We start from the raw sequence: 25178 nt of genomic DNA on the forward strand, positions 1-25178 counted from the left end.
AAACATGCTTTAGGAGTTGAATAAAATGGGCGCACAAGATCCAAGAACTAAATTTAAGTCATCTGATTATGAAAAACAAGAACAAGATTTACCAGGACTTCAATCCAATTTAACACCACAGCCTGATTGTGGCGAAACTTCCTATGAGGGACATCATCGTTTATTGGATTATAAAATACTTGTAACGGGAGGCGATTCAGCAATTGGACGTGCGGCTGCCATCGCTTATGCGAAAGAAGGCGCCGATGTTGCCATTAACTACCTTCCAAGTGAAGAACAGGATGCGCAAGAAGTTAAAGACGTTATTGAAAAGGCAGGGCGTAAAGCTGTCTTAATACCTGGGGATGTTCGTGATGAACAATTTAATTATGATTTAGTTGAACAAGCGTATAATGAACTAGGTGGTTTAGATAATGTGACATTAGTAGCAGGTCATCAACAGTATCATGACACATTACAAGGATTTGATACGCAATCGTTTAAAGAAACATTTGAAACCAATGTATATCCAGTATTTTGGACCGTGCAAAAGGCATTAGATTATTTACAACCTGGAGGATCTATAACAACAACATCATCTGTTCAAGGGTATAATCCAAATCCACTCATTCACGACTATGCAGCATCAAAAGCAGCCATCATCTCACTCACGAAAAGCTTCTCTGAACAATTAGGAGAGAAGGGGATTCGAGTGAATTGCGTTGCACCTGGTCCATTCTGGTCTCCTTTACAAATCACTGGAGGTCAACCACAGTCTGCGATACCGCAATTTGGTCAAGATACACCACTAGGTAGAGCAGGACAACCTGTAGAACTCGCTGGCACATACGTCTTACTTGCTTCTGAGGACTCAAGTTATACAACTGGTCAAGTCTTCGGTGTAACTGGTGGTATTCAAATTAATTAAATATAAGATTGTAAATCCAACGCAAGGGTTTGAATAAGACTCTTGCGTTTTTATAATGAAATGAGTAGGAGTGATAGAACGTGAAGCACATTGATCCTAACCAATTATCAGATGTTCAAAATTATAAATTATTAAGTGGTTCGATTATTCCAAGACCTATCGCATTTGTTACATCTTCAGATAGTGAAGGGCGTTTAAATGCCGCGCCATTTAGCTTTTTCAATATCGTTAATAATGCGCCACCTATGATTGCTATTTCCGCACAAAGAAAAGCAGGAAAACGCAAAGATACTGCAATCAATATTGAAAACGTTAAATCATTTGTTGTTCATATTACGGATGAAGATAATGTTGAAGAAATTAATAAAACTGCAGCGCCAATCCAACCTGAAGACAATGAACTTGATTTGACTGAACTCCATATGATTACTTCTGATATTATTGATGTACCAGCAATCAAAGAAGCCAAAATTAGATTTGAGTGTCAACTTGAACAAATGATTTTATTAGGCTCTGAAGATGAGGGCGCCGATTTAATTATTGGAACAATTGTTAAGTATCATATACAGGACGATGTATATTTTGGAGACAGTAAAATTAATGCAAATCAACTCAAACCTGTTGCACGTTTAGCAGGTAATGATTACGCTAAATTAGGAGAGCAATTTACAATTGAACGACCTAATCGTTAATGTCATGTCACAAACGATGGTTTTAAATATGCAATTTCCATAAAACTTTATTGACGTTATGACAGTATTCTTGTAACTTTAATAATAAAATTATTTTTATAAGGAAAGTAGGTTAAGTATGGAAGAACAAAGAAAAGGCAATGCATGGGCATTACTGCCACTAGTATTATTTATTGCCTTGTTTTTAGGTGTTGGTGCAGTTACAGGTGATTTTACAAATATGCCCCTTAATGTAGCAATCACAATTACTGTTATCGTTGCCTTAATTATGAATAGAAAAGAAACATTCGCAAATAAAGTTGAGGTATTTACAAGAGGTGCAGGTCATTCAAACATTATTTTGATGGTCTTTATCTTTATATTGGCCGGTGCCTTTTCAACCACAACTGAAAAAATGGGTGGCGTTGAATCAACTGTAAATTTAGGTTTATCATTAATACCGCAAAATTTAATTATCGTTGGTTTATTTGTAATATGTATGTTTGTTTCTATTTCAATGGGTACTTCAGTAGGAACCGTTGCGGCATTAGCACCTGTTGGCTTTGGGTTTGCTCAAGCAACGGATATTCCAGCAGCGTTAGCAATGGGTACGGTTGTAGGTGGTGCCATGTTCGGCGATAATTTATCGATGATTTCTGATACAACGATAGCTGCAGTTCGAACGCAAAAGACACGAATGAAAGATAAATTTAAAGTGAATTTTTGGATTGTATTACCAGGAGCACTATTAACAATCGTTGTCTTATTCTTCCTTACTAATGGCATTTCAATAGATCACTCTAAAAGCTATGACTACAATCTAATTAAAGTCATTCCTTACGTATTGGTATTAGCCTTAGCACTGATTGGTGTGAATGTAATCATCGTTTTAATCGGTGGTACATTATTATCTGGTTTGATTGGCTTGTTTGATGGTTCTTTTGGTTGGAAGGGATTATTACAAGCAGTATCAGAAGGAATTATTGGTATGGAGGATATTGCAATCATTGCAGTGCTAATTGGTGGTTTAGTTGGAATCATTCAACACAACGGTGGCATTGAATGGTTATTGAATTTTGTTCGTTCTAAAGTTAAAACGAAACGTGGCGCAGAATTTGGTATTGCTGGATTAGTGAGTGCTGCAGATATTGCAACAGCTAATAATACAATTTCAATTATCATGTCGGGGCCACTTGCGAAAAATATTGCTGATGAATATGATGTTGATCCGCGTAAATCAGCAAGTTTGTTAGATATATTTGCGGGATGTTTCCAAGGCTTTTTACCTTATAGTCCACAAGTCATTGCAGCGGCTGGCGTGGCAAGTATATCTCCGTTTAGTGTTATGCCGTATTGTATTTATTCCTTTTTACTAGGAATTTGTGGCATTTTAGCTATTATATTAAGATATCCACGTGTTAAAGCTAAGCCGAACAGCAATCCTAAGTAATCAGCTCAGTTGTGTAGGTTGTTTTTTATTAAGAAATTTAAAATAATTAAACATTTTAATAGTTCAAAGTTTGGAACTGTATTGAAATACGTTAAAATAGAAGTAAGAGTGAAAGTAGGTGAAACAAGTGGCAAAATATAATGTAGAGAATGAACATGTTGAAATTCATATCGAACGCTTATTGAAATACTCACCAGAATTAGTATATCAAGCTTGGACAGACGCAGATTTATTAAAACAATGGTTTATGACTTCTCAACGTACAAATAAATCTATTGATGTAGATATGAAAGAAGGCGGTTCATATCGAATTGTAGATTCACGTAATGGGCGTCAAAATATAATTCAAGGTACATATCAAGAACTCGTTAATAACGAGTATATTAAAATGACAATTGGTATGCCTGAATTAAGTGATCAAGAAGATATTATTGAAGTCGAATTTGAAGAACGTGAAAGTGGCGGTACACAAATGTTCTTCTATTATCAGTCATTAGTCGAACGTGAAAGACGTTTAACAACATTAGAATATAAACAAAAGAAAAAAGAATATCATGACTCAACTGTTCATGGTCTAGAATTGATGTTCGATAAAATGCATCAAATACTTGAACAATATGTAGAAGATAATCAATTATTATAATCAATGACTGAAACGACTACAAACATTGACAGTAGTTGGTTGATTTCAGTTAACAATGGTCTCATGATATCTCAAGATAAGTCAGTCATAAAAGTAGGGGTGGTACACTACATTCATTACGAATGGTGTACCACCCCTAATTTGTTAATCGTGCTTAACTGAGTTCACCGATATCTTTACGTTCGTTATATTTTCGTAGTAATGTTTCGAAGAAAATATGATAACTAATAAAACTTGAGTAATCTGTACCATCATATAAATAGAACGTATTACTTGATACATAAACGTTGTAGCTAGCCTTTTGCGCTAGTGTATTATCTTTCATTGTTGTCACTGAGATAAAATATTTTTGACGTAATTGAAGTAGATTAGTTACATCTGAAAGTTGATGACTTTCACCAGAAAGAGAAATAATGAAAAATAAATCTTCAGCTACTGAACGGTTCAGTACCATCTTTAATTCGTGCACGTCATGTAAGACAATGATATTTTTATGCATTGTTAACAGTATTCGTTGCGCTTCTTCCGCAACGTTTTTTTGCGCGCGACCGGTGCCATATAAATAAACAGTAGATGCATGATTCAGTTTATCTGTAATCAAATTATAATCGATGCGATCTAAATAGCTAAATGTTGTTTCTATTTCTTGTTTAAAAGCATCCATTGAATCTTTGGGCAGTTGACTTAAATGTTCGCTTTCAAATTTAAGATAGGATTTAAAGTCACTATAACCATCAAATCCTAATTTTCGTGTGAAACGATGAATCGTAGCATTAGATGCATGAGTGAATTGCGAGAGTTCATGTATTTTTAAAGTTTTACATTGATTGACATGCGTATTTACAAAATGTGCAATTTGAAGGTCGTTATCATTTAACTTGTCGAAATTAGCATTTACTTTTTCATCTAATAGCACAAAGACACCTCTCATTCTTTCCTGAAAATATTTTCATGTATAGAAAACATAAACTGATTATACAAAATTATTTCAAAATCGGTCAACGTCATTGTATATGTGTAAGCGTTTACTATAATAGATATTAAGAAAACGCTTTTATATGTACGATGGACTTAAGTACAACATAGAAAGATTTGGGGGTTAAATTATGAACGCTATTAAACGATTTGGGAGTGCTATGATCGTTCCCGTATTAATGTTTGCATTCTTTGGGATTGTATTAGGTTTTGCGACATTATTCAAAAATCCAACTATCATGGGCGGATTAGCAAATGATCATACATTTTGGTTTAAATTTTGGTCTGTGATTGAATCAGGTGGTTGGGTTATCTTCAATCATATGGAAATTGTATTCGTGGTTGGATTGCCTTTATCATTAGCTAAGAAAGCACCTGGTCATGCTGCTTTAGCTGCATTAATGGGCTATTTAATGTTCAATACATTTATCAACGCGATTTTAACGCAATGGCCACATACATTTGGTGCCAACTTAGAAAAAGGTGTTGAAAATGTAACTGGGTTAAAAGCAATTGCTGGTATCGAAACATTAGATACAAATATTCTTGGTGGTATCATTATTTCTGCCATCGTGACATGGATACATAACCGATTCTATAGCAAGAAATTACCAGAAATGTTAGGTGTATTCCAAGGTTTAACATTTGTTGTAACAATATCATTCTTTGTTATGTTACCAATTGCAGCAATCACATGTGTTGTATGGCCAACAATACAAAGTGGTATTGAATCAATGCAACATTTCATTATCGCATCTGGTTATATTGGTGTTTGGTTATATCATTTCTTAGAACGTGTGTTAATTCCAACTGGTTTACATCACTTCATTTATGCACCAATTGAAGTAGGTCCAGTTGTAGCAAAAGATGGACTTAAAGCAGAATGGTTTAGACATTTAAATGAGTTTGCTGAAAGTAGTAAACCTTTAAAAGAACAATTCCATTATGGTTTCATGTTACAAGGTAACGGTAAAGTGTTTGGTGCGATTGGTATTGCACTAGCAATGTATTCTACAACGCCTAAAGCAAACCGTAAAAAGGTTGCAGCATTGTTAGTACCAGCTACTTTAACTGCGGTAGTTGTTGGTATTACTGAACCTTTAGAATTTACATTCTTATTTATCGCACCTTACTTATTTGTAATTCATGCATTATTAGCAGCGACAATGGATACAATTATGTATGGTTTCGGCGTTGTTGGTAACATGGGCGGTGGTTTACTCGATTTCATCGCGACGAACTGGATTCCATTAGGACAAAATCATTGGTTAACTTATGTAGCTCAAGTTGTGATAGGATTGATTTTCTCAGGTATCTATTTCGTTGTATTCAGATACTTAATCTTGAAATTTGATATTCCATTACCAGGACGTCGAGCTGAAGAAGAAGTTAAATTATTCTCTAAGAAAGATTATAAAGAGAAAAAAGGCGATGGAAGTACGGATAATTCAGGCTTTGAACCTAGCAATGAATATGAAGCGAAAGCACATTATTATCTAGAAGGATTAGGCGGAAAAGAAAATATTAAAGACGTTACAAATTGTACAACGCGTTTACGCCTAACAGTTAATGATGAATCAAAAGTTGAAGATAGTGGTTACTTCACTCATGAACAAATGGCTCATGGACTCGTGAAAAGTGGTAAAAACGTTCAGGTGGTAGTTGGAATGACTGTCCCACAAGTACGTGAAGCATTTGAACATTTAGTTTATGATGACAATGATAAAAAATAATGTATTTAATTAAAAGACCAGTAGAAAATCTGGAATAAGATTTTCTACTGGTCTTTTTTTGTGTACAATCCTTTTTGGTAAAACGTTTCTATCACTTACTCACCTTAAACAGAGCGTCACTTGGATTTAAACCCATTGTTATCATAAAAAGAAAATGCATAAGGAGTGGGACAGAATGCTATTTAAATTCTTTGTCCCACTCCTAACTAGTTTGGTTATTCTACGTATTATTGAACTACTATGATGATAGTTAATTAAGAAATGTTTGCTTTATGTAGTACACGTGTTTTATAAGATGCAGAAAGAATATCAATATTTCTGCATGCAATCGTTTGTAGTAATTTGCTGAATGTTTCAGGTGCACAACATACGCTTGCACAGTTGTTATTTAATGTGTATTTGATATCAAAGTTATTTGAGAAATAAGTCATAATATCAATAACTTTATCTTTAATGAATGCATCTTGGAGGCCGTCTATTGCTAAATCGAAACGTTTAGATGATTGATAAGGTTGTTCAGTATCTAGTAACGTATTTACTCGTTTAGGAGATAAAATTTGATAAATTGAGAATTGATAAAAACTTAAAAAGCTAATAAAATATGGCAGTTGCTGCTTAGGTAAGCTAACTTCTAAAACGGGTATATCATCGTATTTGATTATTGAATATTGAAATGAATCGCAAAATTTAACGTCTTTGCAGACTTTAATTAAATGTTTTCGAGTTGATCTAGATTTTAAACCTACAATGTTGATGATGTAAGTTTCAAATTTGTCTAACAACATGCAATGACCTCCTATATTTATTTAACGTATGTAAAAAGCATTTAGCCTGTAAATTCCCTTAAGTCGTACACCGTTCTTTTATACACACTGATTGTATCACTCTTTATTAATATTAGCACTAGGACTTTTGAATGAACTTCGATTTAATTATTTTGTAATCTAATCGTAACGCGATTTAACATGGAATTAAATTTGCGCATTCAAATAGCGTTTTCTTCTAAACGTGTTAGTACGTATTCGGCGAAGTATGAAATTCATATGTCATATGATAAACTTAGCAATAATTGGAGTAATTAAAGGAGCAATCTTATGTATAAAGCTATAGTATTTGATTTCGACGGTACCATAATAGATACTGAGAAACACTTATATGAAATAATTAATAAACATCTTTCATTTCATGGCGTGAAACCTGTAACACTTGAGTTTTACAGAAGTCACATTGGGGGACATGCGCAAGGGTTACATGACTATCTTGAACAACAAATTGGCATTGAGAAGAAACAAAAAATATATGATGAACATAATAATACGAGTCATGAATTAGATATTATCGACACAGTGTCTTCATTAATGAAATATTTAAAGCAACGACACATACCTATGGCGATTGCGACAAGTAGTTATAGGGAAGAAATTATGCCTACGATTCAAACGTTAGGTATTAACGATTATATTGATGTGATTGTAGGAAGAGAAGATGTTGAAGCGGTGAAACCAGACCCAGAGCTTTATTTAACGGCTGTACAACGCTTAAATTATTCACCTGCACACTGCTTAGCTATTGAAGATTCAGCTAATGGTGCTACTGGTGCAATGAATGCTGGGTTAGATGTAATTATTAATACAAATGAGATGACAGAAGCACAAGACTTTTCTGACATCGCTTATGTCGGCAAAGATTTAAGCTTTGAAGAGATAGTAAATACATTCTTTGAAGCGAATAAGGAGTAAATATGATGTCGTGGCAAATTATCATATTCTTTTTAGCAGGTCCTATTATCATAGGCATAGGAAATTTAGTATTAGGCCCTATATTTAGTAAACATATACCTTTTAAAGTTCAAGTGCGTTCTTTCGTTGTCGGTACAATGATCTATTTGATTTTAGCTACTATAGGCTATTACTTATTGTTACAAGGAAGAATATAAAGCACTCGTATGATAGTTAGTAAATAGAAAAGAGTGGGAGTGGGACAGAATTCTTTTAAATTCGTCGTCCCACTCCCTCTTTCTATAAAAATCTAGTTTTACGATTAGATTATGATTACCGCTTAATTCATAAATACTTTTAATATAATAGTGACGATTAATAAGACGATGAGAATTAAATCAATACCTACCATAATTGTATAACGTGTGGATTTTTGACCTTGTGATTTAGCTTGTTGCATCGCTTTATAATTAGGCACTAAACTTAGTATAAGTAAGACAATAATTAAAATGATACCTATTGTGACAGACATTATTTTGTACCTCCATTCTGTTTATCAATCCATTCCCAAATAAATCCTGCTAAAAGACCAACAATGAGACCCGCTATAACACCCATTTCCAGTGTAAAGAAGAGGGCACCTATAATTATGAAAAGAATTAAAGCGATTGGCAACGTAATGCCAAATTTTAACTTACGCTCATCTGAATTGAAAATTGTAAACACAGCAAAATATAATAAGAAAAAAGTTAAAGTTGCGATAATTGTTCTTATGATTAGTGGATTAACGGTATCATGATTGGCACTGAAATAGTTTAATAGAAAGAAAACGATGCCAAATATAATAGAAATTTTAACACTCTTTTTTAACAATGCTTGCATTCATTAATACTCCTTGTATTGATCAGTAAAAATTCTAACAAAAGTATATCACACTCTAAATTCATTTTTACGACATTCCCATCAATCAAACGCATAGAAAATGATTATAAACAATTGAATTAAAAAAAGATTATTTGTAAAAGTGAAAAATCTCAATAAAAAATATTGTAAAAAGTAACTTTGTTTAAATGGCAAAAATACTGTAAAATCAAGGTTTTTAAAAATTTGAAAAGAGTTATTACAACAGTAATGGAAGCGATTTCAAAAAGTTGTAAAATTTATGTTTTAATTTTGTCAAATTATAGTATAATAACTTCATTAAGGTAAAGGAACTTTTAAGGGAAAAGAAGGAAAGCAAAAGAGGGTTTTCTGAAAGACAAAAGTATTCGAACCTTAGATTTAATAGAGATGGGGTTATTTTAATGGATAACAATGAATTACATAGGGGGCTAAGTGCACGTCAAATTAGAATGATCGCACTTGGTGGTACTATTGGTGTTGGTTTATTTATGGGAGCAACAAGTACGATTAAATGGACTGGTCCATCAGTTATTTTTGCGTATTTAATCGCAGGGATCTTTTTATTCTTAATCATGAGAGCAATGGGGGAAATGATTTACTTAAATCCAACTACTGGATCTTTCGCTACATTTGCGAGTGATTACATTCACCCTGCAGCAGGATATATGACAGCATGGAGTAATATCTTCCAATGGATTGTTGTAGGAATGAGTGAAGTTATTGCAGTGGGCGAGTATATGAATTATTGGTTCCCGAACTTGCCACAATGGATTCCTGGTGTCGTTGCCGTGCTGTTATTATTAGCAGCTAACTTAACTTCTGTTAAAGCATTCGGTGAATTTGAATTCTGGTTTGCAATGATTAAAGTTGTAACAATTATATTAATGATCATTGCTGGTTTAGGATTAATCTTCTTTGGAATTGGTAATGGTGGCCATGCGATTGGACTTTCAAATTTATGGTCTCATGGTGGCTTTATGCCTAATGGATTTGTAGGTTTCTTCTTTGCATTATCAATTGTTATTGGTTCTTACCAAGGCGTTGAATTAATTGGTATCACTGCCGGAGAAACAAAAGATCCTCAGAAAAATATTAAAAGTGCAGTAAACGGTGTTATCTGGCGTATATTAATTTTCTACATTGGTGCGATTTTCGTAATTGTTACTATCTATCCATGGGATCAATTAGGTGAAATCGGTAGCCCATTCGTAGCTACATTTGCTAAAATTGGTATCACTTTTGCAGCTGGATTAATTAACTTCGTTGTTTTAACTGCAGCATTATCTGGATGTAACTCAGGTATCTTTAGTGCAAGTCGTATGATCTTTACATTAGCTCAAAAAGGTCAAATGCCTAAAATCTTTACACGAGTTATGAAAAATGGTGTGCCATTCTATCCAGTATTAGCCATTGCTTTAGGTATCTTAGTAGGTGCGTTATTAAATGTTATTCTTCCTTTATTTATTAAAGGTGCGGATAGTATTTTCGTATATGTATATAGTGCATCTATATTACCTGGTATGATTCCTTGGTTTATGATTTTAATTAGTCACATTCGTTTCAGAAGATTGCATCCTGAGAAAGTTGAAGGTCATCCATTTAAAATGCCAGGTGGAACGTTTGCGAGTGCAATTACAATCTTATTCTTATTAATTGTATTAATTGGCATGTTATTCAACAAAGAAACAGTTGTTTCAGTTGTCATTGGTATTATTTTCTTAGCAGCGGTAACGACTTACTACTTCGTTCGTGGACATCACAAAAATGATGGATACCGTAAAGTTAAATAAGCGCATAAATCAATCAAATCAAACATCATCAACACATGATTCAAAATGGACTAAGACACAAAGTGCTTAGATTCATATGAAGGGGAGTGGTACAATGAATTTAAATCAATTCTGTACCGCTCTCTTTTTAACGCTTTTACCGAAAGAAAGCGTCGTAACAAAATGAGCTAAAACCCAAGTCATAATGTCTTGGTTACATTAAATAAGCCAGTAAGAGAATTTTTATTAAATTCACTTACTGGCTTTTCTATATCTTATTTCTTGTTTGAAAAGATTAATGCTTAAATTCCACATTTGATAAATGCTTACGATAATTATCAAGTGCCATTTTTGATTGCGTAATGAAATCTAATGACGTTTCATAATTTAATGCAATATAACGATAGAAAAGAACATCAATCGTAAACATCTGAGCAAATAAAGAAGTAGTTGCCCCCATACGCAATTCATTTTCGTCTGAATGGCCATACGTTAGAACAATATCAGAAAGCTTGGCTACATGATTATGCTCAGAACTTGAGATGGTAATAATTGGAATATGGTAATCTGAAACCACTTTGACCATCGCTCGAAGTTCACTTTGATCGCCGTTATTCGTTATAAATACTACACAATCATCTTTATCATGCGTAGACAACATCGTTGTGAATAAATGTGTTTCTTGTACAAGTTGAACATTTAGCCCAATACGCGATAATTTTTGATATAAATCCGTAGCACAGACGTATGATGCGCCATAGCCAAATATAAAAATCGTATTCGCACGTTTAAACTGTTTGCATATGTTATCTATTGTTGCATTATCCGCAAAGGTAGAACTCTTTTGAAGTGCTTCTTCTGCACGATGATATAACTTCTTTTTTAAAGTGTCTACCGACTCATTGTTAAGCAGTTCAATCTTATACGGTGTTTCCTGTTTAGGGAATAATGTTGCTAATTGTGTTCTGACTTCATGAAAGCTTTGATTAATTAATTTTTGGCTATATCGATTTAATGTTGAAACACTCATTTCCAGTTCTTCAGCAATCTCCTGATTCGACATGCGAATCACTTTATGTGGTGAGTTTAATATAAATCGTGATAATTTCTTTTCATTTTTAGAAAAAGAAGGATAATTGTCGTCGATTAAATATAAAATGTTTGTCATCTAATCACCTAGTTTATTTAAGTTTCTCATTTCTTTAGTCGTACCGAAAAAGTATGTGAAAATAAAACCACCTAGGTACGCAGATAGTAATCCTATAATGTAGCCTAAATATTTCTGATGTGCAATTAAAGGTAATAATGAAATACCACTAGGTCCTATTGCGGTAGCACCGATATGACCAATTCCACCGATAACAGCACCGCCAATACCACCACCGATACAAGCGGTAATAAAAGGTCGACCTAATGGTAAAGTCACACCATAAATAAGCGGTTCACCAATTCCTAAGAAACCAACAGGTAATGCACCTTTAATCGCATTTCTTAGTGTTGTATTGTGCTTACATCTTACCCATAAAGCTAAAGCTGCACCTACTTGTCCAGCACCAGCCATTGCTGCGATAGGTAGTAAGTAAGTTGCACCAGATTGATTAATTAATTCGATGTGTATCGGGGTGAATATATGATGTAAGCCTAACATAACAAGTGGTAAGAAGAACGCACCTATAATAAATCCGCTAAATATGCCACCTACACCAATGACCCAATTTACGACGCCCACCAAACCGTCAGATATAAATCCGGCAATAGGCATAATTAAGAATATCGTTAGCAAACCTATAATGAGTAATGAAATTGTTGGTGTTACGATAATATCTATCGCATTTGGAACGACTTTATGTAACTTTTTCTCAATCATACTTAATAACCATACTGCTAAGATAACCCCTATAATACCACCTTGACCTGCTAATAAAGGTTCACCAGTAAAGATATTTTTGATTGGGTTGTCTTCAGTAATACCTGTTAATAATGTGGTACCCCCAATAACACCACCTAAACCTGGTGTTGCACCGAATACTTTAGCAGCATTAAATCCAGTAAAGATAGCTAAATACGCTAACATACCATCTTTAATGACATTAAGTACGGCTACAAGCTGTTTGACCCAATCGGCTGAAATAGTGCCTGCTGTGATAAAGTTATTGAGTACTGCTACAATACCACCAATTAAACCAGCACCTATAAATGCAGGGATTAATGGTATAAAGATGTTAGCAATAGACTTTAAAATCTTGTTTAGTTTACTTTGTTTGTGCTTTTGTTGATAGTCACTTTTATTTTCTTTAGCTTGCGCTTCAATATTAGACTTATTGCTATGATGGGGGATATCTTCTCCTAGTTGCACACCACTTAGCTTGACCATTTCAGCTGATACCTTATTAACTGTACCGGGTCCAACCACGACTTGAAGACGCTCATCTTGTACTACGCCGAGTACACCATCTATATTTTTAAGTTTTGAGTAATCAATTTTTGACTCATCATTTATTTTTAAACGCACACGTGTCATACAATGAATGATATTATCCACGTTATCAATGCCACCAACCGCATCTAAGATGTGATGGGCTAATTGTTGATCCTTATTCATATCATTGCCTCCTTAAGATTGAATTGCTTGTTTCACAATACCGTTATGCTTTACTAGTCTCGATTTAGCATCACTTTTCGTTGTGTCACATAGATTCATAACGATTGCAACTTTGATATCATTGTCGGCTTGTTGATATAGTGATTGCGCTTCTTCAAAAGTTAAGCCACAAATGTCTTCAATAATATGTATAGAGCGTTGTTCAAGTTTGTAATTTGTCGCCTTTAAGTCAACCATCAAGTTATCATACACTTTTCCAACACCAATCATAGTAATGGTTGATATCATATTAAGCACAAGCTTTTGTGCTGTGCCTGATTTTAGTCTCGTAGAGCCAGCTAATACTTCAGGTCCAACATTGACTTCAAGTGCATGATTGGCGATTGTACTGATGTCACTATTTGAATTGCATGATAGAGCGACTGTCATTGCATTGATTTCATTAGCGTACGTTAACGCTCCTTTAACATAAGGCGTACGTCCACTTGCGGAAATACCTATGACAACATCTTTATGATTTAAATGGATTGTTTTTAAATCGGTCATTCCCATTTCTACGTTATCTTCAGCACCTTCAATTGCTTCAGTCATAGCTTGTTGACCTCCAGCAATTAAACCGATTACTTCATTTGGCTGTGTATTAAAGGTTGGAACACATTCGGCTGCATCTAATACACCTAAACGACCACTTGTACCTGCTCCAATATATATAATGCGACCACCATCGCGAAATCGAGTGATGGTTGCTTCAATGACTTTATTTAACTGTGGCAGTATAGAGGCTACTGCTTTAGCTACTAATTGATCTTCTTGATTCATTGCTTTTAAAGCTTCAAAAATAGACATTTCATCTAAATGCATCGTTTGTGTATTTCTACTTTCAGTTGTTAAATGTTCCATTAGCGTTTCTCCTTTTCAGTAATAAATTCAAATGTGTCACCAGGTTGGATTAAGTCAATGATTGCTATATCTTCAGCACATATTGAAGCAACATGATTAATCGCTTTATGACTAGGCAAATCTGATTTAATAATTTGCAACTCACCTTCGTAACGTTTGTTAAGTGAATTATCCACTGTAATATCTCCTCTAGTACGATTATGATTCGACTGATTATTAGGAGGAATATTGACCTTTGTTGATCTAGAATACTTAGATCGTATGACATGTTCTGGTGCATCAAGACGAGATGTATGATGTTTGAAGATGAGTTGCTCGTATGATTCATCAAAATAAGTTAGACGAAGCTTGAAATGACGATGATCAATCATCTGCTGTAAAGCGATTGCCTCTGAGCGGGTGATAGCAGTGTCACCAATAAGAATATAGTTTAGTCTAGAATCAACTAAAGCTTGTGCAGATTGAAGTAACGTCATATGTCTGTGTTGCTCAATAGTTGGAAGTCCCTTGAACATTGGACCTCTAAAAGTAGTTCCAGGAATAAAGGCCATAATCGGAGCATGTTCATCATATTTTCGTATAAGTTCATTTTGTTGTTCAATGAAACTTAAAGCTAAACCTGTATCAGGTCTAGGGTAGTAATTATGGCAAAAATAAATTTTCGGTAATGATTTTTGATTGTAAAGTGTATCAAGGGTATGAGCGGTAATCGTACTAGCATTTAAACAACACTTTAAATGATGCTGATATAAGTCTTCTATTAAACTACGCTTAAAATCTTCATCTATTCTAATAACAAAATCCCCATTTGGAAATTGATCGAAAAAACGGTAAACGTTTTGATTCAGCAATGAAGGATTGATATCAATGATATAGGTTACTGATGTATCTTTTAGTAATTGACATAATTCTCCCAAATACGTCAATTTTGTCTCATCATTTTCCTCAGGTATTTGTAATGATGTGAAAATAACGTCATAACCATGATGAACCATATCTAAAATATAAGAAATATTTAATGGTTGACCTAAATAGACTGAGAAACCTAGCATGTGAATCCTCCTTAATTACTGTAATCACTTACAATTATAGCGTTTCACGTTTTTTATTACAATTTACATATATATTATATAATTTTTATATTTAATTGGTGAATCGCTACGTATTCAAAGATGAGATTGAATGACAGAATTGACGTTAATTTATAACTAAGAAAGATGCATAAAAGTTTGAAGAAATAATGGGCATCGATGGTTGTACAGGGGGAATGAAACTACTGGAACGCATTTGACAAGTGAACGAATGTTTGATGAATTTGATTTTGGCGTTGTTGTAAATCAATTAATATCGTTCCTTGTTGAAAATCATGTAACGGGTGTGAGGATAAATGATTTAGTAATTTATGATAAGTATGTTTGAGTTCAAGGGAAGATGATGTGTGACTGTTGTTAGCGTCATTTTGAAGTGTTAAAGCTAAATCAAGACTGAAATGATGAATCGAAGTATGATACGCGTCAATTTCTTGATTTAAGTACCGGTCATCCATTAGATAGTAATATCGTATCTTTTCGATGTGCGTGAGTAGCACAATGAGTTGTTGACGAATTTGAGTTAATTGATCCATGGTATGTGAAACTCCTTACTTTGAAGGTATTAAGTCATAAAAGAGGTAGAACGTAGAGGACCCAACCGAACATATTATTCAGTATGCTCGATTGGATTTAAAAATTGAGTATAATTTTGTATTGAAATATCGTATGTTTTAATCGTCTTTTCGAAGGAATAAGAAATATCATAAATATCGAGTACTGGTAGTTCCCGTGTTCGACCTAAACCGATTTCATATATAATTGCTAGCCATTCACCATTACGACATAGTAAACCAATAAATATCACATTTTCAGCAATAGTGTCATGATTATCATTGAAGTCAATCAGCATAACATTTCGTTCAGAACTATAGATTAATATGTCTGTAAATAGACGAGGTAAAGTAATTTGTTCTGTATCTTCAAATTTAATCAAGTCAGTCATATGGGTGAGTGATTTACGAACATGCGTGTTAGGTATATTGATAAGCTGATTAATTATAGATTCAATCTCTTTCGTATAAGGTAATGTTGAATAAGATTGGCTTTCTATTAAGGTTAAATATAGAGATACCAACTGCTGTTCATTAAAATGAATTTGTATTTTATCCTCAGTATTCTGAATTTGATAGCCACCATGTTTCCCTTTATGTGCGTATATTTGAACACCTTGATTTTCTAAATCAGCAATATCGCGACTAATTGTACGAACAGAAACATTTAAGTGTTGTGCCAATTCTGATGCATTGATTGTTTTGCCTTGTTGTATCAATGAAATAATTTGATTTTGGCGATCCAATTTCTTCAACATAAACACCACCTATAACCATTACATATTACATTAATTATAACATAACACTGATATTGAAGACATTTTGAGAATATTCGTAGATTATGTGTGTAAAATTAAACGTTTTTTATTTAGAAAACGCTTACAAATTAAAGTGTTTTATGCTAATATATTATTTGTAACAGGGGAGAACGAATTCAAACAAAGGGGTAGAAGCTATATAACAGATAGCTTGTTGTGAATCGTTCGAGTTACATCGAAACATCTTCAATATTTATTACTTACTTTCCTTTCTATTTGTCGGCTAGCAGATGACTAGCCGATTTTTTTGTGTCGCAATTTAAAAATACCTATGACAAATAAATACAGTAAGATACAATAAAGTGAAATAGATCGTTGAGGTGAAATGATGCAAAATGAACTTCATTATATAGATACACATATTATGAATTGGTTAACACACTTAGATGATGTTATTCCACAATTAATCAAAGATATGTCTACGGATACCAAACTAAATCGCTTTGATTTAGTTACTAATGTAGACAAGCAACTTCAAAACAAATTTGAAACGTATTTATCTGAATACTTTCCTGGACATCAATTGTTAGCTGAAGAAAAAGATAATGATACGATTCAGCCATACGAGGGTCATTTATGGATTATGGATCCAATTGACGGCACGGCAAATTTAGTTAAGCAACAAGAAGATTATTGTATTATTATTGCATATTTCGTTGATGGGGAACCTAAACTGTCGTACATATATGATTATCCTCATGATAAATTGTACAAGGCTGTAGCGGGTAAGGGGGCATATGTTAATGGTCAGCCATTATTGCCACCTCGTGAATTACAATTATGTGATGCAATCATTTCTTTTGGAACACAATATATAAATGATGATACAAGTAAAGCATTATATGATGCGTCATTTAGCGTGAGAAATATTGGATCATGTGGATTAGATTCAGTCAGAGTCATTAAAGGGCAATTTGGCGCACATATGAATACAAACCCTAAACCGTGGGATATAGCAGCACAATTTTTATTTGCAAAAGAATTAAATCTGGAAATGACACAATTAAATGGCGAACCGTTAGACTTTGCTAAGAGTGGTCCTTTCATTATTAGTAACCGTGGTTGTTATAAAGCTATTTTGGCTATTTTCAATCGAGATGGTGGCTATCATATTTAACACTCATAATCGCTAGTTTAAGAAAAGTTAGTTCTTAAGACGTATAGCAAGTTAATCATTTTAATATATAATTATAATATTAATTCATAAAAAAGAATAGGAGTGGTAGGATGCGTAGAACGCATAAACGAATGAGCCTGCCCGTAAAAATAGTTACATGGTTTATAGGGATATTGTTTGTACTAGCAATTGTAGCGACAATTTTTGTGGTGGCTAGTATTTTTATCACGAGTGGTAAGATTCATAATCCATTAAATAGACAACATTCAGAATTGAGATCAAAGAATATAAGTTTATCTAACGGTGACCCATTTACCATTGCATTATTTGGTGTTGACTCAGATGCACAACGTAAAAGTCAAAATGATGGTGAAAGAAGTGACACAATCATGCTTCTTTCTATTAATCCGAAGAAACAAACAACAGAAATCGTCAGTGTGCCTCGAGATACACAAGCTGACATTGTAGGTAAAGGTACAACAGAGAAAATCAATCATGCTTATGCTTATGGTGGGCCGACGATGGCTGTTAAATCATTAGAGAAACTAATGAATGTCCCTATCGATCATTATGCGACGGTTGATATGGATGGCTTACATGATATGATTGATGCTTTAGGTGGCGTCGATGTTACGAGTAATGATACTTTCACTACGAAAGGAACAAACTTTGTAAAAGGACAATCTACACACGTAGATGGTGATACTGCAATGGCCTTTATACGTAGTCGTAAAGAAGAGGGCGCTGGTGGAGATTTCGGTCGTCAAGAACGACAACAATTGATCCTTCAAGCGATGGCTAATAAGATGACAAGTGCGTCAGCATTGACACATTTCCCATCATTAATGAATCAAATCCAGAAAAATGTAAAAACAGATTTAACATTAAATGACATGAACGATATTAGAAAAAATTATAAAAATGCCAATGCAACAGTGAACCGTCATCAATTAGAAGGGCAAGGTGGCATTCAAGATGATGGCCTTTGGTACTTTATACCAAATGATGACTCAAAACAGAATGCTACAGATGTGTTAAATAATAACTTGTAAGCATAATGAGCGGGACAAAAGTTAAAATAAATGCGTTGTTCCACTCCTTTACTTTTGCCATTCAAGTAAACCTATACTTATAGAGGTAGGCGATCAAACTCAAAAGCGTTTGGTCCTACCTCTTTTTATATACTCTAAAAAATTAAAATATAATAAATCTTTAAAAATTAATTTTGTAGTAGTGGAATGTATTATTAATATTTAATTCTTTTAAAATTGCAAAAATTTATGAAACGCTTAACATTTAATGAAATAAGTAATACAATTAATGTAATTCTATGTTCAATATATGTGGGGTATTGGAATGGAATGGTTACGTCGTTAAAGTCATTTTACGGAAAATTTTAATATAGATGGGGTGGAGAGTATGCAAGAACATTTAATCGTCACGCTTGATGGCACAGATTATCTTGTAGAACCAGGAACAAGTTTGCTCGAGTTTATAAAATCTCGTGATACTTTCGTACCTTCAATTTGTTATAACGAGTCAATGGGACCAATCCAAACATGTGATACATGTATGGTCGAAATTGACGGCAAAATTGAACGTGCGTGTAGCACTGTTGTAGATCGACCTATGACAGTTAATACTCAAAATAGCGATGTGAAAGCGAGTCAAAAAGAAGCTTTAGATCGTATATTAGAAAAACACATGTTGTATTGTACAGTATGTGATTATAACAACGGTGACTGTGAAATACATAATGCCATGGATGCATGGGGGTTAGAGGAGCAGTCATACGAATATAAGACGAAGCCATATGAAAAAGACTATGGTCCATTTTATCGATATGACCCAGATCAATGTATTCTCTGTGGTCGATGTGTCGAAGCATGTCAGGATATCGAAGTAAATGAAACCATCTCAATCGACTGGAATCGTGAACATCCTAGAGTTATCTGGGATAATGATGTTCCAATTAATGAGTCATCATGTGTATCATGTGGTCAATGTGCAACTGTTTGTCCTTGTAATGCCATGATGGAAGTTAACATGGAGGGCAATGCTGGTTATATGACAGATACTGAACCAGGTTCATTAGCAGCAATGATTGATTTAACTAAGAAAGCTGAACCAGGTGATGGTCTATTATTCGCAGTATCAGATTCTGAAGCGGAAATGCGTAAAGAACGTATTAAGAAAACGAAAACGGTTTGTACATATTGTGGCGTAGGTTGCTCATTTGATGTATGGACTAAAGATAGAGAAGTGCTTAAAGTTCAACCATCACACGATTCACCAGCAAACAAAATTGCTACATGTGTGAAAGGTAAATTCTCTTGGGGTCATATTAATTCAGACCAACGTTTAACAAAACCGCTTGTGAGAAAAGACGGCGAGTTCCATGAAGTTGAATGGGATGAAGCATTGGATGTAATTGAATCTAACTTCAAACGTATTAAAGATGAATACGGTGGCGATCACCTAGCATTTATCGCATCTTCTAAAGGAACAAATGAAGAGTCATATTTAATGCAAAAACTTTCAAGACAAGTTTTCGGTTCTAACAATGTTGATAACTGCTCAAGATATTGTCAAGCTCCAGCTACAAAAGGCCTATTTAGAACAGTTGGTCATGGTGGGGACTCAGGCTCAATTGAAGATCTTGAAAAAGCAGCAATGACAGTTTTAATCGGTACCAATACTGCTGAAGCACACCCAGTTATTGCTTCAAGAATGAAACGTGCACAAAAATTATTCGGACAAAAAATGCATGTATTCGATATCAGAAAACATGAAATGGCAGAGCGTGCGGATGCCTTCTATCAACCGAAACCTGGTACGGATTTAGTATGGCTTGGTGCGGCTACGAAATACATCATTGATCATGATTTACATGATAAAGATTTCTTAAATGAATGGGTAGATAATTATGATGAATATTACAAATCATTAGAATTATTTACGATGGATTTTGCGGAAGAAGCAACTGGTATTCCAAAAGAACAAATCATTAGTTTTGCTGAAGAGGCTGCAAAAGCTGAATCAATGTCAATTTGTTGGGCAATGGGTGTTACGCAACAAGATATTGGTAGTGATACAAGTACAGCCATTTCTAACTTATTACTTGTCACAGGTAACTACAGAAAACCAGGTTCAGGTGCGTATCCGTTACGTGGTCACAATAACGTACAAGGTGCAAGTGACATGGGTAGTATGCCTGACCAATTCCCAGGCTATCAAAAAGTGGCCGACGATGAAGTTAGAGCGAAATTTGAAAAAGAATATGGTGTTGCATTAAACCCAACACCTGGACGTGACAATCACCAAATGATGGAAGGTATCCATAATGGAGATATTCAATCATTATACTTATACGGTGAAGATACAGGTATTGTAGATTCTAATATTAATTTTGTTCAATCAGCTTTAGAAAAAGTAGACTTCCTAGTAGTTCAAGATGAATTCTTAACATTTACAGCAACTTATGCAGACGTTGTCTTACCAGCAAGTCCATCATTAGAAAAAGATGGTACGTTCACAAATACAGAACGTCGTATTCAACGTATTAACAAAGCATTACAACCATTAGGTGAGTCTAAACCAGACTGGGAAATCTTCCAATTAATTGCACAACGTATGGGTGCGGATTGGAATTATAAACATCCAAGTGAAATCATGGATGAAATCGCGCGATTAACACCATCTTATTCAGGTGTAAGCTATGATCGATTACAAGGTTTCAACAGTCTTCAATGGCCAGTAGCACCAGACGGTACAGATGAACCAACGTTATATATGAATGGATTTAATTTTGAAAATGGTCGTGCTAAATTATTCCCATTAACATTTGATAACTTCTTTAAAGAAGACGAAGTGTATGACCTACATGTGAATAACGGTCGTTTACTTGAACATTTCCATGAAGGTAATATGACATATCAAACTGAAATGATTAAATATAAAATGCCTAATGCATTTGTTGAAATTTCACCAGAACTAGCAAAAGAACGTGATATTCATGAAGGTGCAGAACTACGATTGATTTCTGAAACTGGGGAAGCAACATTGATTGCCACAATCACCGATCGAGTTAAAGGTAAAGAAATTTATATTCCTTTAAATAATGATGCTATGTCAAATGGTGATTTAGGTGCTATCAATAAATTAACGAACAGTGATGTCGATCAATATACAGACACACCATCATATAAACGAACAAGTTGTCGTATGGAAGTATTGACACGTAAAGGTAAGTCACCATTAAATCCAACTAACTTCCGTGTCGATAAGCAACGTAATCCGCAATATAGTGTCCAAGTACAGAAAAAATGGGAACGTCCTGATTATGTTTTCCCGGGAAATGTGGTGGATAAATAATGGCTGAAAGAATAACAAAAATTAAACGTTTAGAGAAGTCTGAAGCGCAAATTAAACTTGAAAGTATTAATGAAGTCACAGATGCTATTGCTGAAAATAAAGATAGTATTTTAAAAGCAATTCGTATAGTGAAAGCTTTAGATGAGGCGAAAATTCTTGATTTAATGAATGGCGGCATTAGAGGTCGTCAAGTGATCATTAATAAATTTATGACCGAGCTTAATAAAGACTTATACGCAGGTTTAATTACAAATTTAGCACCAATGGTCTTTATGTTAGGAGAGCTCAATGTACAAGAATTAAGCCAATTCTTAAATAAACTGAATAAAGGCTTACATGTTGCAAATCAAGCTAATCCTAATGCTAAAACAAGTATTCGTAGTCTAATGGGTGTCCTTAAAGACGATGATATGAATCGTAGCTTAACATATATGCTTAACTTGCTGAAAGGTATGTCAAGAGACGAGAAATAATGTAATTAAAATAATAAGTAGGGAGTGAGACGATGAATTCAGTCTCACTCCTTACTTCGTTTCTTTAAATAAATTTATAAGTACTTTCAACTTAAATTATGGTAAGGTGGACTATATATTAATAAAAAGGGGTGAGAACAATTCATCCAAACGCAATTAAAATTATGACAGTGATTTCTAATGTGTTCATTATTTTAGGAATTATTTTTTTAGTGATGATGCAAATGGTGCTAGCAATTTCAATGTTTGCTGTATCACTGGCAATTAGTTTGGTTATCTTCAATGTGTTATTCAGAGACCGAACTGGCATGAAGATTGTCATCAACATATCGTTTGCGATTGTCTTAATTGTTATTATCATTACTTACTTATATTTATCTTAATTAGCTATATAAAGGATTGTCACTGACATGAAACAATTATCCCATTTACGTTTGCCAATCATATTGTTAGGCACTATCATCATTATTTTCATTGTTTTATTAATTATTAATCACTCGGATTTGTTGAAAAATGATCGCCATTATAGCTTTCAAGAAGCATTACAGAAACAAACAGATGCAAGTGTGTTAAATACAGTTGAAAGCAATGGTCAATTTGTGAATGCGAATAACCAAGACATAGAGAAGGCGATGCGCATATCACGAGATGATAATAACTTTAAATACATGGATATTTCTCAGCAAGTTCCAATGTCGAAACGAGAAGTAAATCAGATGCTAAAAGGATACGGTATTCTTGAAAATCAAGCCGATGCTTTTATAGAGGCGCAAGATAAATATAAAGTGAATATCATCTACTTAATAAGCCATGCACGTGTTGAAACGGCGAATGGTGAATCTAAACTTGCTAGTGGTATCAAAGATGGCAAGACACGCTATTATAATTTTTTTGGTGTAGGTGCCTTCGATGAAAATGCGATACATACAGGTAAAAGCTACGCGAAAGAAGCAGCATGGACGACACCACGCAAAGCCATACTAGGTGGTGCCAAATTTATTCGTGCGAACTATTTTGATAATGACCAAATTACGCTCTATCAAATGCGATGGAATCCTAAGAATCCAGGGCAGCATCAGTATGCGAGCGATATCTTATGGGCAGATCATATCGCAACATTTATGCAATCATATTATGATGAATTTGGTATTAAAAAAGATGATATTCGCAAAAACTTCTATACCTCTTGATTAGGTTAACAATTGCAGGATGTTACATTTCCAACTGCAATGATAAAGCATAGTTATGATAAAATTTAGTAGAATTTAATACTGAGGTGTAAATAAATGAAAATTGCAATAATTGGTGCAGGAATAGGTGGTTTAACCGCTGGTGCACTACTTTCAGAAAAAGGACATGACGTTTCTATCTTTGAAAGACAACCAAGCATTAGTGAAGTTGGCGCAGGGATAGGCATTGGTGATAATGTCATTAAGAAATTAGGAAAACATGACTTAGCTAAAGGCATCAAAAATGCGGGTCTAAACTTATCAGCGATGAATGTCCTTGATGACAAAGGAAACAGTTTATCTACTGTAAAATTAAAAGAAAACACATTAAATGTTACTTTAGCACGACAAACATTAATAGAACTCATAGAGTCTTATGTCAATCCTCAATGTATTTATACTGATTATGATGTCATTAAAGTTGATAATGTTGATCAACAAGTGCTAATTCACTTCTCTAACCATGCAAGTCAGCGTTTTGATTTATGTATAGGTGCAGATGGTATTCATTCTGTTGTTAGACAAGCCGTTCATCCGAATGCCAAGCTACTTTATCAAGGGTATACGTGTTTTCGTGGCTTAGTGGATGATGCGAATCTACAAAATACAGATACAGCTAATGAATATTGGGGAAAACGTGGTCGCGTAGGTATTGTCCCACTAATCAATAATCAAGCGTATTGGTTTATCACAATTAATGCGTCTGAAAAGGATTCAAAATATCAATCATTTGAAAAACCACATCTTCAAGCATATTTCAATAATTATCCAGAACCCGTACGCCATATTTTAGATAAACAGAGCGAAACAGGTATTCTGAAACATGATTTATATGATATGAAACCAATCAAATCATTTGTAAACCAACGGATACTATTGTTAGGAGATGCAGCACATGCAACAACACCTAATATGGGGCAAGGTGCAGGGCAAGCAATGGAGGATGCAATTGTATTAGCCAATTGCTTAGCTGAATACGATTTGGACAAAGCGTTAAAACGCTATGATAAGTTAAGGGTTAAACATACTACTAAAGTCATTAAACGTTCAAGAAAGATTGGTAAAATAGCTCAAAAAGATAACACATTAGCCATCTCATTACGCAATAGTGTAATGAAGCGAACACCTAAACGTTTATTAAGTAGACAAACTAAATTCTTATACAAAGCGAAAAGTAAATAAAAAATAAGACGGATACTGAAGTCATTGTACATGCTTAAGTGAGTACGAATACACTTAGCCATGACCTTTCAG

The 25178-nt window shown here is 34.2% G+C and carries 25 protein-coding genes; 15 read left to right on the top strand and 10 right to left on the bottom strand.

The annotated features are described in order from the left end of the window. The first annotated feature begins 25 nt into the window (after positions 1-25). The 4 genes from KA909_RS08485 (at position 26) to KA909_RS08500 (ending at position 3671) form a co-directional block, all read left to right on the top strand. Positions 26-907, top strand: a complete 882-nt coding sequence (locus tag KA909_RS08485) for an SDR family oxidoreductase (protein WP_075108053.1) — start codon at positions 26-28, stop codon at positions 905-907. 80 nt (positions 908-987) lie between these two features. Continuing rightward, complete coding sequence (locus KA909_RS08490) at positions 988-1599, top strand: flavin reductase family protein (RefSeq protein ID WP_075108052.1); 612 nt, start codon at positions 988-990, stop codon at positions 1597-1599. Between the two features lie 118 nt (positions 1600-1717). Further along, positions 1718-3028 carry a Na+/H+ antiporter NhaC family protein gene (locus KA909_RS08495; protein ID WP_053028618.1) on the top strand — a complete coding sequence of 437 codons (1311 nt, stop codon included), beginning with the start codon at positions 1718-1720 and terminating at the stop codon, positions 3026-3028. Positions 3029-3155: 127 nt separating this feature from the next. Further along, the gene (locus KA909_RS08500) at positions 3156-3671 is read left to right on the top strand and encodes an SRPBCC family protein (protein ID WP_075108115.1); all 516 of its coding nucleotides are present in this window, start codon (positions 3156-3158) and stop codon (positions 3669-3671) included. Positions 3672-3825: 154 nt separating this feature from the next. Here KA909_RS08500 and KA909_RS08505 read toward each other — a convergent pair whose 3' ends face one another. Next, entirely contained in the window at positions 3826-4587 is a 762-nt protein-coding gene (locus tag KA909_RS08505) for a MurR/RpiR family transcriptional regulator (protein WP_075108051.1), read from the bottom strand. Positions 4588-4777: 190 nt separating this feature from the next. Between KA909_RS08505 and KA909_RS08510 the strand changes: the two genes are divergently transcribed. Next, positions 4778-6379, top strand: coding sequence for an alpha-glucoside-specific PTS transporter subunit IIBC (locus KA909_RS08510; protein WP_075108050.1), 1602 nt, complete (start codon positions 4778-4780; stop codon positions 6377-6379). A gap of 254 nt (positions 6380-6633) precedes the next feature. Here the strand turns inward: KA909_RS08510 and KA909_RS08515 are convergent, their stop codons facing one another. Beyond that, complete coding sequence (locus tag KA909_RS08515; protein ID WP_075108049.1) at positions 6634-7164, bottom strand: hypothetical protein; 531 nt, start codon at positions 7162-7164, stop codon at positions 6634-6636. A 309-nt stretch (positions 7165-7473) separates the two neighbouring features. On the opposite strand from KA909_RS08515, the gene KA909_RS08520 reads away from it, so the two are divergent. Then, positions 7474-8118 carry an HAD family hydrolase gene (locus tag KA909_RS08520; RefSeq protein ID WP_193839039.1) on the top strand — a complete coding sequence of 215 codons (645 nt, stop codon included), beginning with the start codon at positions 7474-7476 and terminating at the stop codon, positions 8116-8118. Between the two features lie 5 nt (positions 8119-8123). Further along, positions 8124-8315, top strand: a complete 192-nt coding sequence (locus KA909_RS08525) for a hypothetical protein (protein WP_053028613.1) — start codon at positions 8124-8126, stop codon at positions 8313-8315. A 122-nt stretch (positions 8316-8437) separates the two neighbouring features. Here KA909_RS08525 and KA909_RS08530 read toward each other — a convergent pair whose 3' ends face one another. Then, positions 8438-8629 (bottom strand): hypothetical protein, encoded by a 192-nt coding sequence (locus tag KA909_RS08530; protein ID WP_053028612.1) that lies wholly within the window; start codon positions 8627-8629, stop codon positions 8438-8440. After that, on the bottom strand, positions 8629-8979 hold the full coding sequence (locus KA909_RS08535; protein WP_193839040.1) for a hypothetical protein: 351 nt from the start codon (positions 8977-8979) through the stop codon (positions 8629-8631). Before KA909_RS08535 ends, KA909_RS08530 begins: the two co-directional genes overlap by 1 nt. A 422-nt stretch (positions 8980-9401) precedes the next feature. Between KA909_RS08535 and KA909_RS08540 the strand changes: the two genes are divergently transcribed. Next, complete coding sequence (locus tag KA909_RS08540) at positions 9402-10790, top strand: amino acid permease (RefSeq protein ID WP_075108046.1); 1389 nt, start codon at positions 9402-9404, stop codon at positions 10788-10790. A gap of 274 nt (positions 10791-11064) precedes the next feature. On the opposite strand, the gene KA909_RS08545 is transcribed toward KA909_RS08540, so the two are convergent. The 6 genes from KA909_RS08545 to KA909_RS08570 form a co-directional block, all read right to left on the bottom strand. Then, positions 11065-11937 (bottom strand): MurR/RpiR family transcriptional regulator, encoded by an 873-nt coding sequence (locus KA909_RS08545; RefSeq protein WP_053028609.1) that lies wholly within the window; start codon positions 11935-11937, stop codon positions 11065-11067. Further along, positions 11938-13371 carry a PTS transporter subunit EIIC gene (locus KA909_RS08550; RefSeq protein WP_210130101.1) on the bottom strand — a complete coding sequence of 478 codons (1434 nt, stop codon included), beginning with the start codon at positions 13369-13371 and terminating at the stop codon, positions 11938-11940. A gap of 12 nt (positions 13372-13383) precedes the next feature. Then, positions 13384-14271, bottom strand: coding sequence for an N-acetylmuramic acid 6-phosphate etherase (gene murQ, locus KA909_RS08555; RefSeq protein WP_210130102.1), 888 nt, complete (start codon positions 14269-14271; stop codon positions 13384-13386). Beyond that, entirely contained in the window at positions 14271-15323 is a 1053-nt protein-coding gene (locus KA909_RS08560) for a MupG family TIM beta-alpha barrel fold protein (protein ID WP_193839043.1), read from the bottom strand. Before KA909_RS08560 ends, murQ begins: the two co-directional genes overlap by 1 nt. A gap of 221 nt (positions 15324-15544) precedes the next feature. Then, positions 15545-15895 carry a hypothetical protein gene (locus KA909_RS08565; RefSeq protein WP_193839044.1) on the bottom strand — a complete coding sequence of 117 codons (351 nt, stop codon included), beginning with the start codon at positions 15893-15895 and terminating at the stop codon, positions 15545-15547. A gap of 74 nt (positions 15896-15969) precedes the next feature. Continuing rightward, on the bottom strand, positions 15970-16668 hold the full coding sequence (locus KA909_RS08570) for a helix-turn-helix transcriptional regulator (protein ID WP_193839955.1): 699 nt from the start codon (positions 16666-16668) through the stop codon (positions 15970-15972). A gap of 388 nt (positions 16669-17056) precedes the next feature. Between KA909_RS08570 and KA909_RS08575 the strand changes: the two genes are divergently transcribed. The 7 genes from KA909_RS08575 (at position 17057) to KA909_RS08605 (ending at position 25106) form a co-directional block, all read left to right on the top strand. Further along, on the top strand, positions 17057-17848 hold the full coding sequence (locus KA909_RS08575; protein WP_193839045.1) for an inositol monophosphatase family protein: 792 nt from the start codon (positions 17057-17059) through the stop codon (positions 17846-17848). 110 nt (positions 17849-17958) lie between these two features. Then, positions 17959-18900: an LCP family glycopolymer transferase gene (locus tag KA909_RS08580; protein WP_193839046.1), complete on the top strand. Its 942-nt coding sequence runs from the start codon at positions 17959-17961 to the stop codon at positions 18898-18900. A gap of 367 nt (positions 18901-19267) precedes the next feature. After that, on the top strand, positions 19268-22222 hold the full coding sequence (gene fdhF, locus KA909_RS08585; RefSeq protein WP_070855310.1) for a formate dehydrogenase subunit alpha: 2955 nt from the start codon (positions 19268-19270) through the stop codon (positions 22220-22222). Beyond that, positions 22222-22695 carry a helical membrane plugin domain-containing protein gene (locus tag KA909_RS08590; RefSeq protein ID WP_053028601.1) on the top strand — a complete coding sequence of 158 codons (474 nt, stop codon included), beginning with the start codon at positions 22222-22224 and terminating at the stop codon, positions 22693-22695. Before fdhF ends, KA909_RS08590 begins: the two co-directional genes overlap by 1 nt. Before the next feature lie 164 nt (positions 22696-22859). After that, complete coding sequence (locus KA909_RS08595; protein WP_053029047.1) at positions 22860-23078, top strand: hypothetical protein; 219 nt, start codon at positions 22860-22862, stop codon at positions 23076-23078. 27 nt (positions 23079-23105) lie between these two features. Continuing rightward, positions 23106-23885 carry an N-acetylglucosaminidase gene (locus KA909_RS08600; protein ID WP_193839047.1) on the top strand — a complete coding sequence of 260 codons (780 nt, stop codon included), beginning with the start codon at positions 23106-23108 and terminating at the stop codon, positions 23883-23885. Positions 23886-23981: 96 nt separating this feature from the next. Next, positions 23982-25106, top strand: a complete 1125-nt coding sequence (locus tag KA909_RS08605; protein WP_193839048.1) for an FAD-dependent monooxygenase — start codon at positions 23982-23984, stop codon at positions 25104-25106. Positions 25107-25178 lie beyond the last annotated feature (72 nt).

Source organism: Staphylococcus sp. GDX8P54P (assembly GCF_017893165.1).
Taxonomy (GTDB): domain Bacteria; phylum Bacillota; class Bacilli; order Staphylococcales; family Staphylococcaceae; genus Staphylococcus; species Staphylococcus borealis.

Coding starts and splice junctions, on each gene's coding strand:
- KA909_RS08545 (WP_053028609.1), bottom strand. CDS start 11,937: ATGACAAACATTTTATATTTAATCGACGACAATTATCCTTCTTTTTCT.
- KA909_RS08510 (WP_075108050.1), top strand. CDS start 4,778: ATGAACGCTATTAAACGATTTGGGAGTGCTATGATCGTTCCCGTATTA.
- KA909_RS08580 (WP_193839046.1), top strand. CDS start 17,959: ATGCGTAGAACGCATAAACGAATGAGCCTGCCCGTAAAAATAGTTACA.
- KA909_RS08515 (WP_075108049.1), bottom strand. CDS start 7,164: ATGTTGTTAGACAAATTTGAAACTTACATCATCAACATTGTAGGTTTA.
- KA909_RS08565 (WP_193839044.1), bottom strand. CDS start 15,895: ATGGATCAATTAACTCAAATTCGTCAACAACTCATTGTGCTACTCACG.
- KA909_RS08575 (WP_193839045.1), top strand. CDS start 17,057: ATGATGCAAAATGAACTTCATTATATAGATACACATATTATGAATTGG.
- fdhF (WP_070855310.1), top strand. CDS start 19,268: ATGCAAGAACATTTAATCGTCACGCTTGATGGCACAGATTATCTTGTA.
- KA909_RS08530 (WP_053028612.1), bottom strand. CDS start 8,629: ATGTCTGTCACAATAGGTATCATTTTAATTATTGTCTTACTTATACTA.
- KA909_RS08550 (WP_210130101.1), bottom strand. CDS start 13,371: ATGAATAAGGATCAACAATTAGCCCATCACATCTTAGATGCGGTTGGT.
- KA909_RS08605 (WP_193839048.1), top strand. CDS start 23,982: ATGAAAATTGCAATAATTGGTGCAGGAATAGGTGGTTTAACCGCTGGT.
- KA909_RS08595 (WP_053029047.1), top strand. CDS start 22,860: ATGACAGTGATTTCTAATGTGTTCATTATTTTAGGAATTATTTTTTTA.
- murQ (WP_210130102.1), bottom strand. CDS start 14,271: ATGGAACATTTAACAACTGAAAGTAGAAATACACAAACGATGCATTTA.
- KA909_RS08520 (WP_193839039.1), top strand. CDS start 7,474: ATGTATAAAGCTATAGTATTTGATTTCGACGGTACCATAATAGATACT.
- KA909_RS08495 (WP_053028618.1), top strand. CDS start 1,718: ATGGAAGAACAAAGAAAAGGCAATGCATGGGCATTACTGCCACTAGTA.
- KA909_RS08600 (WP_193839047.1), top strand. CDS start 23,106: ATGAAACAATTATCCCATTTACGTTTGCCAATCATATTGTTAGGCACT.
- KA909_RS08560 (WP_193839043.1), bottom strand. CDS start 15,323: ATGCTAGGTTTCTCAGTCTATTTAGGTCAACCATTAAATATTTCTTAT.
- KA909_RS08540 (WP_075108046.1), top strand. CDS start 9,402: ATGGATAACAATGAATTACATAGGGGGCTAAGTGCACGTCAAATTAGA.
- KA909_RS08525 (WP_053028613.1), top strand. CDS start 8,124: ATGTCGTGGCAAATTATCATATTCTTTTTAGCAGGTCCTATTATCATA.
- KA909_RS08485 (WP_075108053.1), top strand. CDS start 26: ATGGGCGCACAAGATCCAAGAACTAAATTTAAGTCATCTGATTATGAA.
- KA909_RS08535 (WP_193839040.1), bottom strand. CDS start 8,979: ATGCAAGCATTGTTAAAAAAGAGTGTTAAAATTTCTATTATATTTGGC.
- KA909_RS08590 (WP_053028601.1), top strand. CDS start 22,222: ATGGCTGAAAGAATAACAAAAATTAAACGTTTAGAGAAGTCTGAAGCG.